10 protein-coding genes and 1 pseudogene are annotated in these 10,144 nt (G+C 56.0%); 9 read left to right on the top strand and 2 right to left on the bottom strand.

Annotation, left to right across the window (positions count from 1 at the left end; genetic code table 11):
- Positions 1-80: 80 nt before the first annotated feature.
- Positions 81-281 (top strand): annotated as a pseudogene (locus tag AC3WOB_RS13765) (IS110 family transposase); the annotation flags it as partial.
- A gap of 85 nt (positions 282-366) precedes the next feature.
- Here the strand turns inward: AC3WOB_RS13765 and AC3WOB_RS13760 are convergent.
- Both AC3WOB_RS13760 and AC3WOB_RS13755 read right to left on the bottom strand, forming a co-directional pair.
- Positions 367-990: a hypothetical protein gene (locus AC3WOB_RS13760; RefSeq protein ID WP_492275339.1), complete on the bottom strand. Its 624-nt coding sequence runs from the start codon at positions 988-990 to the stop codon at positions 367-369.
- A 295-nt stretch (positions 991-1,285) separates the two neighbouring features.
- Positions 1,286-1,864: a hypothetical protein gene (locus tag AC3WOB_RS13755; protein WP_492275338.1), complete on the bottom strand. Its 579-nt coding sequence runs from the start codon at positions 1,862-1,864 to the stop codon at positions 1,286-1,288.
- Positions 1,865-2,575: 711 nt separating this feature from the next.
- Here AC3WOB_RS13755 and AC3WOB_RS13750 point away from each other — a divergent pair.
- The 8 genes from AC3WOB_RS13750 to AC3WOB_RS13715 all read left to right on the top strand — a co-directional run bounded on the left by AC3WOB_RS13750 (position 2,576) and on the right by AC3WOB_RS13715 (position 10,133).
- Positions 2,576-3,532, top strand: a complete 957-nt coding sequence (locus AC3WOB_RS13750) for a reverse transcriptase family protein (RefSeq protein WP_492275337.1) — start codon at positions 2,576-2,578, stop codon at positions 3,530-3,532.
- Positions 3,529-4,866 carry an AAA family ATPase gene (locus tag AC3WOB_RS13745; protein WP_492275336.1) on the top strand — a complete coding sequence of 446 codons (1,338 nt, stop codon included), beginning with the start codon at positions 3,529-3,531 and terminating at the stop codon, positions 4,864-4,866. The genes AC3WOB_RS13750 and AC3WOB_RS13745 overlap by 4 nt, the downstream gene beginning before the upstream one ends.
- Positions 4,867-5,149: 283 nt before the next feature.
- Positions 5,150-5,482: a hypothetical protein gene (locus tag AC3WOB_RS13740; protein ID WP_492275335.1), complete on the top strand. Its 333-nt coding sequence runs from the start codon at positions 5,150-5,152 to the stop codon at positions 5,480-5,482.
- Between the two features lie 345 nt (positions 5,483-5,827).
- Entirely contained in the window at positions 5,828-6,508 is a 681-nt protein-coding gene (locus tag AC3WOB_RS13735) for an RraA family protein (RefSeq protein WP_492275334.1), read from the top strand.
- On the top strand, positions 6,505-7,770 hold the full coding sequence (locus tag AC3WOB_RS13730; protein ID WP_492275333.1) for an aminotransferase class I/II-fold pyridoxal phosphate-dependent enzyme: 1,266 nt from the start codon (positions 6,505-6,507) through the stop codon (positions 7,768-7,770). The genes AC3WOB_RS13735 and AC3WOB_RS13730 overlap by 4 nt, the downstream gene beginning before the upstream one ends.
- Positions 7,771-7,821: 51 nt before the next feature.
- Complete coding sequence (locus AC3WOB_RS13725; RefSeq protein WP_454694920.1) at positions 7,822-8,643, top strand: ABC transporter substrate-binding protein; 822 nt, start codon at positions 7,822-7,824, stop codon at positions 8,641-8,643.
- Positions 8,644-8,761: 118 nt separating this feature from the next.
- Positions 8,762-9,451: an amino acid ABC transporter permease gene (locus tag AC3WOB_RS13720; protein ID WP_013394169.1), complete on the top strand. Its 690-nt coding sequence runs from the start codon at positions 8,762-8,764 to the stop codon at positions 9,449-9,451.
- Positions 9,444-10,133 (top strand): amino acid ABC transporter permease, encoded by a 690-nt coding sequence (locus tag AC3WOB_RS13715; RefSeq protein ID WP_013394168.1) that lies wholly within the window; start codon positions 9,444-9,446, stop codon positions 10,131-10,133. Before AC3WOB_RS13720 ends, AC3WOB_RS13715 begins: the two co-directional genes overlap by 8 nt.
- Positions 10,134-10,144: the final 11 nt, after the last annotated feature.

The following is a 10,144-nucleotide window of genomic DNA, read 5'->3' as shown; positions in this document are numbered from 1 at the left end:
GATGTCGTCTTCCATCTTCATACTCATCGTCAACTTCCTCGATTATGACGTGAGCAGGTTTTCACTGGGTCAATACAAGACCGCCACGAGTGAGGGCAACGCTCTACATGGCTGCGATTGTGGCCACGCGCTATAACCCACATGTCCAAGCCCTCTACGCCCGACTGCTAGACGCCGGTAAAGGCAAGATGTTCGCACTCGGCGCTGCAATGAGAAAGCTTGCTCATCTCTGCTTCGGCGTGCTCAAAACGCGTTCATCCGGTCGCCCGGATTACGCCTAATCTCTTGACGGGCAAGACGGTATCTTTTTTCCTGTTCGGCCAGGAGTAGCCGCTGGTGGCGAACAAAAAATTCCCAACGTTTGAGTTAGGCGAACGTTGCTGCATGGGAAGGCTTTTCAACGATCTCCGCAATATCGGCAATGCTTCCGATTGTGAGCAGAACGGGAGATAGTTCTTCAACTCGCTGGCCGGGGTGCCATGCAAAACGCCACTCATGCTGTGAGCTAAATTTAACTGGTTTGGAGAAAACTGCACCAAGCTCACTTCTGCCTCCATACACGACGGTGGCATCCATGCCTGCCCATTGAGGCAGAGCTATCTCAGCCGCATAGTGCAATCTTTCACAGAAATCATCTACTTCATGGATGATTAGGCATGCATCGGTGCCAGGAAAGTTATCAAATTGATGCTCATCCCACAACTTCGAAAAGCAGATGGTTAAATAATTTGTTCCGACTTCTGTTCGATAGACAACTTCGCCAATTGGTTTGATGATTTGCCCCGTGTGTATAACGGTGATCGATACGGAACTAGCCGGAGACGTGTCAATACGAACTAATTCATCATCATGTCGTGCTGCGTCAGTCTCTTGTAATTTATAGTCGGTCGCGGGCCGAAGGCGAAACTCACCGAACTCAAGAGAGCGCTCTAGCCAATTCTTTTCGGAGTATCTGTACAGCTTTTGTGGCCGCATAACGTCGATTTTCATAAGTCCCTACCATAATTTAAACCAAACCTATCTGAATCCAGTATATAGCGCTTGGAAAATGGTGTCAGACTACAATTTCGCTATCCAGACGCTGCGAAATTGTAGTCTGGCACCATTTTTAGTTCAGAAGAGCGGATCGAGGTTTAATCTTTATCGCAAAGTCTAAGCTTTCGGTGTCAGATCAAAATCGTCGAATCCGCAGTGGTGATAGCTGATCACCACAGAGACCAAGATACAAGGTGTCAGACTGCAATTCCACTCGGAAAATTGTAGTCTGACACGTTTTCTATTTATATCACTTCTCCGCATACCGTACTTCATAGTGGTGGCTGAATCGGCGGGTTCCTTTGATTCCATCGATGTGTGTTTTATGGGTAACGTATTCATTGTTGGTGCGAATTTCGAATTCATACCGTTCCCTGGTCATCCAACCAGGGATCGATACCAAAATAACGCGATAGTCTTTAACGTAAAGATCTTTATAGTTTTCGTCGAGATATCTTGGGTCTTTCTCATTCTCGTCCAGAGTTGGCCACCAACGAGCATCTTCAATGCGTTTGAGGATAATGGGTTTGAAAATTCGAAAGATGCGATTTTGGTTTTGAATGGATTCAAATACGGAAAAGCTGTGAATGATTGATGCAATCGAGCCTGGATTAAATAGCACTAGTTTGACCAAGAAGTGTTCATTCAACTGTTCGGAGCTAATATACTGCAGCACAATCTGGCTGCTTCTGTGATTATTTCTGGAAATACGATATGTTGATAACTGTGTTTCCCTGTTTTTGATATTTATATAAAGCAGGTAGAGGGAGATAAGCAGGCCAAGGATGGCAATGGCGAGCGTGATGAGTTGTTGGGTCTCTGGGTTCACGATATATGCGTCTGATACTGATTTTTCTAATAGGAATTCCGGGTCGACTGCTATGCCTGCCGTCTCGGCTCACGGAAATTGTTAGATGAAAATAGCAATAAAGTGCAGCTACAATTTCACCATCAAAATAAAAAAGGTGTCAGACTAAAAATTCGCTAGCTAAATGTTGCGAAATTGTAGTCTGACACCTTATCTCCTTGTCAATGATTATGCACGATTGCATAGCGTTTATGACGGTGATGAGGCGAATTGGGTCAGCGCCCATTGGCTCATACTGAGCGACTGTTTATTGCTTGTCGCGCGCCACAAAGCAGCCGGAGAGGGCGCGTCTTCGAATTGCTGCTAAGGGTTTGCAAACAACCGTTATCAAATGTCTGCGTTCGGCCAGAAACGGCCGGTGCCAACAGGGGGCTGTGTTCTACCAGTCGAGGGTTAGCATGCTCAGCGCCTCGGATCTGGATGCCCAGCACCATATGTTTGGCGTTGCTTGCCTATCGGCACAGGGCTGTGCTACGATTTTTCCACACCAGCGACTAGGAGTAGCTCCAGTCTAATGTCTGGTCCCTAGGGCGTAATATCAACTTACGCATGCCCGGTCGCAGGCTGACGCCCGACCGGGCGTTTCGTATCTGTCATCTACAGGCTGCAATCAGCCACACGTCACCTACAATTCAGTCTCAATTGTGAAGGGATGCCTAAGGTGAGTGATCGATGACTTCACGTCCGCTGCACCAGTTGTTCGATGCCATGTATCACGGGAAGTATAAATTCGAAGAGTTCTTGGAACTGAAGCCCGAAGAACACTACACCCCCGTCCAGTGGAACAGCCGAACCATCTACAAGCCCTCCAAAAAGCTGAAAGAGTTCCACTCTTTCCTCAACGGATTCCTGCTTGAATATCTTTCAGTTAATCAATCCGTGTCGTTTGCTTATCGCAAGGGGGCTACCCTTCTGCAAGCTGTCGTTCCCCATGCACACAGCCGAGCTTTCTACCAAACAGATCTAGAACGGTTCTTCGACAGCATTACCTCGGGCCTGATCCGGTCAACCCTTGAGCGAGCTGTAACTCCTGCCTCTGACTTGGACGAGCATATTGACCATGTCGTGGGCCTGCTCACCATCAATGGCAAACTGCCGATTGGCTACTCCACATCTCCCATCCTGAGTAATGCTTGCTTGCTCGGGTTTGACGAACGACTGGCCACCATTAGCAAAGAGCGGCAATGGATATACACGCGCTACGCTGATGACATCATTATCTCAACACACGATCGCCAAGCTATTGAAGCTGCTAGCGAAGTGATCGAAGGCTGCCTGGCAGCTGAGCTGGGTGATGGTTTCACTCTCAATCCGAGCAAAAGCAAGCTCACGACGATCGGACGGAAAGTGAAGATACTAGGCCTTGTCATTCTGCCCAATGGCACCATCGCTATTGATCGAGACGTTAAAAACAAAATCGAGTCTTGGCTTCACTTCTATATAAATGATAGATCGCGGTTGGAGAAAATTTTCGAGGAAGAGCGAAGCGAGGGAATGGAAGAAGGGTTGCAAAGGCTAAGCGGCTTGATTAGTTACGCCTATGCAGCTGACCTTCCCTACTTGGAAAAACTAAGGGCGAAGTTCGGGACCACAGTTATTGATAGCTTCTTGCACAGGTCTGCCCAATGAACAGCCTCCGAGTCAGTCTCGAGTCCATTCAGCACGTTGTTGACCTTACGCTGGACCTAGACCTCTCGGCTCCCGGATTGATCTGCTTGGTGGGACGAAACGGGACCGGCAAAACGACCTTGGTTCGTGCGCTGCGGAACCTATCCAGCGCCGACACTTTTGTTAAGACGGCGACTCCCTACGCATTCTCCTCCAACAGCCGAATCACCTACGTCGCAGATGGAACCAAGGTGGTGTTCGCGTACGACGAGAAGATACGATCCCTGAACTGCAGAGAAGCAATTCCGTTCGAACTGCGTGGCCTCATCTCAGCCGAGCTGCCGATGCCCCACGGCATACGCTTCAATTACTTCAAAAACGCAGGCGAGGCGGATTTAGATATCCGTAGGGCGATTGCACTTGGAAATTATAGTCACCCTAGTGAACTTGTTGCCTTTCTCACTGCAATGTATGGCTCGATACGCTATTCGAGTATGGTAGAGGTGAGCGTCAGAGGAAAGAGTTACTACGCAATTGTTAAGGATGATGGTACCTACATTCGTGAAGACTACCTAAGCTCCGGAGAATATTTTCTTATAAACCTATATCGAACCATCAAGGGATCTTCCCAGCTCATCGTAATTGATGAGATTGACCTTTCTCTCGATGCGGCGGCCCAGGCGAATTTGGCAGCGTGGCTACGAGATTTCTGCGCCAAGTATGAGCGCAAGATTCTATTTACAACCCACTCCATGGCCCTGATGCGACAGCTTGAGACGCACGAGCTTTTTTATGTGGACGAATGCGAGGGCTACGTCTCTATTAGCCAAAAATCGTATAGCTACGCTAAAGCGCGCCTGTTCGGATTTGCTGGATGGGACAGATACATCCTGACGGAAGATGAGGTTCTTCTTGGCTTCATTGAAGCCATCATACAAGCATACTGCCCGCAGACGTTCTTTCATTACAAGATCATCTTCATTGGTGGAGGAACCCAAGTAACCGGTCTGATGAAACACAATGAGAAGGAGCAGTTCCTGTCTGCACCTGGCAAAGTGATTGCGATCCTTGATGGCGATCAAAAAAACGTGAAATTTGTCGATTACCCTGGTGTCTATATGATCCCTATCGAAAGTGTAGAAAAGGCTATTTATACAGAAAGTCAAGAAGATGGCCATTTCCCATTTGAGACGAATAGGGATCATTTCACGAGTGCCAAGGACTTCCATAACTATCTCCAGCAAAAGGGGATAGCGACGCAGAAGCAGATCTTTGGATATTTGATGAAAAGAAATGAGACGGCGCTTCAAGAAATTGTTGGCGTGCTTCGTAGTTTTCTTGCTCCTGCAACCTGATTTTGGCTTGAGGCACAGCGTGAGATGTCCTCAAAGTCGTGCAAAAAATAATCTCGAATCCCAGTGCCGAAAGTCCGCAATGGGTCGCAACCGGTCTCTCAATGTGTGAAGTTCAGCACCTCCTACACCGCAGCGGAATTGCCACTCTTGTGGCGCTCAGCCGCTGTCCATGCGGTAGACTTTTCCCCACTACCCCACCGGTAGTTCGGTTTGGAAGCCGGAAAGCTATAGGCGGATAGCTGCAACGCATGCGGCTTGACTCATCCCTATAGGAGGCAGCCCCATGCTGCACCACCCCCTGACCGAAAACCCTTGGTCCATCGACACCAATCTCGAATCCGGCCCAGTCTCCCTTTCCCACATCCATCAAATAGACCGCGCCCGCTACGCCATCCAGACCATCGCCCGCATGGTCGGTAACAGCGCATCCGAACCCGATGCAACCGGCTCGCCGCCGCTGGATGCCTGGTCGGTGGCTGCGTTAATGGGAGGAGTGGAGGGCCTTTGCGAACACATGGCTACTTTGACCGACGCCATGTTGGAACAAGCGCTGCATGGAAAGGACGACGCAGATGCAGGTGACGCGATGCACGAGGCGCTGGCGTTGATTCAGTAGTGGCGAGGAAAGCGCGACGCGCCGATCGCTGATCCAGGAGTACCAAGGGAATGGTGTTCGCCTACAGTCTCGACGTCGAAGCCGACATCGAAGTGCAGGCGGGCACTATCTTCTTCCCCGGGGCAGTGGCGTTGATGGAAACACACGACGCCAAAGACAACGTCTAACCTCTGGACCCCGGACCCGACCCCACTCAACCACGAATAAGGGATAACCCTAGTCATCACCATTCACGAATAAAATTCCTACATCACCGGGAATTTATATCGTTTTGAGGAACACCCCCTGGGGCCTTGTAATGCGTGTTCGCTTAACGCTGTTCACGCATCTACCCCGGACTTCCTCATGAATCCCATCGGATACCGCATTCTTCCCCGTTCCGGCCCGGCCGTCTCGGCCGACGTGCTGGCCGGCTTCGCCGCCATCGGCTCGGCCCAGATCAGCGATTGCATGAACCGCCTGTACGGCGTTTCCGGGCTGCGTCCGCTGCACGCCGGCGCTCGCCGCACGGTTGGTCTGGCGCTCACGGTCAAGACCCGCCCGGGTGACAACCTGATGATCCACAAGGCGATTTCGCTTGGCGGCGCGGGTGACGTGATTGTTGTCGACGGCGCGGGCGATACCAGCAATGCGCTGGTGGGCGAGCTGATGATGATGGATGCGCAGTCGCGCGGCATTGAAGGTTTTGTGATCGACGGCGCGGTGCGCGATCTGGACGTGTTCGCGCAAGGCGAGTTCGGCTGCTATGCGCGGGCCGTGTCGCACAAGGGTCCGTACAAGGATGGTCCGGGCGAGATCAATGTGCCCGTATCGGTGGGTGGCCAGGTGGTCAATCCGGGCGACGTGGTGGTGGGCGATGCGGATGGCGTGGTGGTGATTCCCGCCGAGCATGCCGCGGCCGTGCTGGCCCTGGCGCAGAAGAAGGAAGCCGACGAGGTGGTGGCGAAGGAAAGGTTGCGCGCTGGCACCTATACCAAGCCCTGGCTGGAAAAGACCCTGGCCGAGAAGACGGGAGCCGCGAAATGAGCCAAACCCTGGGCCAAACCCCGAGCCAACCCGTGAGCCAAACCCAAACCCCGCAACCCACCAGCATCGTCGCCGACCGCATCAAGCGCATCAAGCTGTCGCCCAGCGTAGCCGCGCGCGCCATCATCGCCGAACTGCGCGAACAAGGCCGCCGCATCATCGACCTGACCATCGGCGAGCCGGATTTCTCGACGCCCGAACACATCCGCCTGGCAGCCACCGCCGCCATGAACCGCGGCGAAACCAAGTACCCGCCGGCCCAGGGCACCGTGGCGTTGCGCCGCGCCGCCGCCCAGCATTTGCTGGAAGCGACCGGCGTCGATTATCCGGTGGGGCGCATCATTGTCAGCACGGGCGCGAAGCAGGTGATCTTCAATGGCCTGGCGGCGACGCTGAACGATGGTGACGAGGTGCTGATCCCCGCGCCGTTCTGGGTGTCGTACCCTGACATGGTGCTGGTCAACGGCGGCGTGCCGGTGACGGTGGAGACCGCGCCGGCGACCGGCTATAAGGTCACGCCCGAAGCGCTGGAGCGCGCGATTACGCCGCGCACCAAGTGGCTGATGATGAATGCGCCCAGCAACCCTACGGGCTCGGTCTATAGTGCGGACGAGCTGCGCGGCCTGGCCGAGGTGCTGAAGCGCCATCCGCATGTATGGCTGATGACGGACGATATCTACGCCCGCCTGAATTTCACGGACGAGCCGACGGTGCATCCGCTGCAGGTCGCGCCGGAACTGGCGGCGCGCACGCTGGTGGTCAATGGCGTGTCCAAGGCCTACGCCATGACGGGCTGGCGCATCGGTTACGGCGCGGGTCCTGACGAGCTGATCAAGGCGATGGCGATCCTGCAATCTCAGAGCACGTCGGGCGCTTCGTCCGTTAGCCAGGCGGCGGCGCTGGAGGCCTTGTCGGGGCCGCAGGATTGCGTGGCCGAGTTTGCCCAGGTGTTCCGCCAGCGCCGCGATCTGGCGATTGCGGAATTGTCGGGCACGCCGGGTCTGGACATCGTCGTGCCGCAGGGCGCGTTCTATGTGTTCCCGGACTGCTCGGGTCTGCTGGGCAAGAAGACGCCGGCGGGCGACGTGATCGCGACCGATACCGATCTGACGCACTATCTGTTGCGCGAAGCGGGCGTGGCGGTCATCGACGGCCATGCCTATGGCGCGCCGGGCACGTTCAGGTTGTCGTTCGCGGCTTCGATGGACGATATCAAGCAGGGCTGCTCGGCCATCCGGGAAGCTTGCGCCAAGCTGGCCTGAGGCCGGGCTAAGCAGTCAGTTCACCATACAACCATACAAGGGGAATCAAGCATGAAACGTCACACTCTTTTCGCCGCCTGCCTGGGCCTGGCGACGCTGGCCCTGGGCGCCGTCGCCCAGGCCGATCAGGTGGATGACATCAAGGCGCGCGGCGAGTTGATCTGCGGCACGCTGGGCACGTCGCAGCCGTTCAGCTTCCAGGATGGCGCGACGCGCCAGCTGGTGGGTTATGACGTGGACGTGTGCAAGCTGGTCGCGGACAAGCTGGGCGTGAAGATCAGCTACAAGCTGCTGTCGGTGGCGGCGCGGGTGCCGGAACTGAACGAAGGGCGGGTCGACATCCTGGCGGCCAACCTGGGTTATTCGCCGGACCGGGCGCAGCAAATCGGCTTCAGCCACGCCTATTACGTCAGCCCGCAGAAGCTGCTGGTGCGCAAGGATTCAGGGCTGGAAACGGTGGAAGCGCTGAACGGCCGCCGCATCGGCGCGACCAAGGGCTCCAGCTCGGAACGCGAGATCAAGCGCATCCTGGATAAGTCGCAGGTGATTGGCTATGGCGACAGCTCGGCTACCTATCTGGCCTTGCAGCAGAAGAAGGTGGACGCGCAGTTCGCTTCTGAGCTGGTGCTGGTGCGCCTGGTGCTGCAAAGCCCGCCGACCGCGCCCGTCAGCGTGATCGCCAAGTCGGTGTTCGACGAGCCTTGGGGCCTGGGCGTGCGCAAGTCCGAACCGCGTTTCCTGGAAACGGTGAACCAGGCGCTGGACGAGGCCGAAGCCTCGGGCGTGGCCGCCAAGCTGTTCGACAAGTGGTTCGGCCCCGAGACGCCGTACAAGCTGGAGCGCGGCTTCAAGATCGGTCCGATTGCGGGCTGAGGTCGGGTTAAGCACCATCGCGAGTCCCTCGTCACGGGTTCCGGCGCCGCATCCAGCGGGCGACCGGGACCCGTGACGTTTGGTCTGGGCCTCGCGCTAGCAGGAGATTGATTGTTTTATGAGCCTACTTGACGCTTCCCAATACCAGCTGCTGCTGAGCGGCATGGCTGTGACCGTGCAGCTGTTCCTGGTTGCCTGGGTCATGGCCTTTGCCATCGCGGTGACGCTGGTGGTGGTGCGCGCGACCAATCTGGCGCCATGCCGCTGGCTGGTCGACGCCTACGTGGAATACCACCGCAACGTGCCGCTGCTGGTGCAGGTGCTGTTCTGGTACTTCGGCATGCCCGAGCTGCTGCCGGAAGGTTTCCGCATGTGGCTGTACCAGCACAATGCCGAGATGTCGCTGGCGGCGATTGCGCTGGCACTGGGGTCGGCGGCGTATATCGCCGAGGACATCCGCAGCGGTTTGCGCGCCATTCCCTTTACGCAGTTCGAGGCCGCCCGCGCGCTGGGCGCCAGCTATCTGCAATGCATGCGCTTCGTGATCGTGCCGCAGGCGGTGCGGATTTCGATTCCGCCGCTGGTGGGGCGCGCGCTGCTGCTGTTCAAGAACACCAGCGTGGCGATGGCCATCGGTGTGATGGAGCTGACCTACCAGGCCCGCGAGATCGAAAACGAGACCTACCGCACCTTCGCCACGTTTGGCGCCGCCACGATCATGTACCTGCTGGGATCGTTCCTCATCATGCTCATCGGATCGCGCATCTATGACCGCTATCGCTTGAACCGGGGAGGCCACGGTGCTTGATCTACTGTCTCAATACTGGCCCACGCTGCTGGTTGGCCAATACCCCAACGGACCGCTGGGCGGACTGGCGCTGACGCTGATCCTGGCCGCCTGCGGCCTGGCTTTGTCGCTGCCGCTGGCGCTCTTGATCGCGCTGGCGCGGGTCAGTCCCTATGGCTGGCTGCGCACGGCCAGCAAGGCGCTGGTCAACGTGGTGCGCGGCATGCCGCTGCTGATGCTGATCTTCTGGGCCTACTTCGTGGTGCCCAAGCTGACCGGGCAGGTGATCAGCGGCTTCTGGACGCTGATCTTTGCGCTGGTGGTCTATGAAAGCGCCTATCTGTCGGAAGTGATCCGCTCGGGCATCGAGGCGGTGCCGCGCGGCCAGATCGAAGCCTCGCGTTCGCTGGGCGTGGGCTACTGGACCACGATGCGCCGGGTGGTGCTGCCGCAGGCGCTGTTCAACGTGCTGCCCAGCATGACCAGCCAGTTCGTCTCCACCATCAAGGAGACCTCGCTGGGCTATGTCATCAGCGTCAACGAGCTGACTTTCGCGGCCAACCAGGTCAACAACCTGGTGCTGACCAAGCCGCTGCAGGTTTTCGGCATCCTGGCCATCATTTATTTCCTGGTGTGCTTCAGCCTGAGCCGCGGGCTGAGCTGGCTGGACCTGCGTATCCGCCGCTCGCGCGCCATGGCTTGAAGGAACTAAAC

The sequence above is a fragment of the Achromobacter sp. FW305-C-30-7 genome, from assembly GCF_058783105.1.
Note: the sequence above shows the minus strand (reverse complement) of the source record. Positions and strands in the feature narration are given on the sequence as shown.

Bases quoted from the DNA above. Each gene is read 5' to 3' on its own strand.
- AC3WOB_RS13735 (WP_492275334.1), top strand. From the start codon at position 5,828: ATGAATCCCATCGGATACCGCATTCTTCCCCGTTCCGGCCCGGCCGTC.
- AC3WOB_RS13745 (WP_492275336.1), top strand. From the start codon at position 3,529: ATGAACAGCCTCCGAGTCAGTCTCGAGTCCATTCAGCACGTTGTTGAC.
- AC3WOB_RS13725 (WP_454694920.1), top strand. From the start codon at position 7,822: ATGAAACGTCACACTCTTTTCGCCGCCTGCCTGGGCCTGGCGACGCTG.
- AC3WOB_RS13720 (WP_013394169.1), top strand. From the start codon at position 8,762: ATGAGCCTACTTGACGCTTCCCAATACCAGCTGCTGCTGAGCGGCATG.
- AC3WOB_RS13760 (WP_492275339.1), bottom strand. From the start codon at position 990: ATGAAAATCGACGTTATGCGGCCACAAAAGCTGTACAGATACTCCGAA.
- AC3WOB_RS13750 (WP_492275337.1), top strand. From the start codon at position 2,576: ATGACTTCACGTCCGCTGCACCAGTTGTTCGATGCCATGTATCACGGG.
- AC3WOB_RS13740 (WP_492275335.1), top strand. From the start codon at position 5,150: ATGCTGCACCACCCCCTGACCGAAAACCCTTGGTCCATCGACACCAAT.
- AC3WOB_RS13730 (WP_492275333.1), top strand. From the start codon at position 6,505: ATGAGCCAAACCCTGGGCCAAACCCCGAGCCAACCCGTGAGCCAAACC.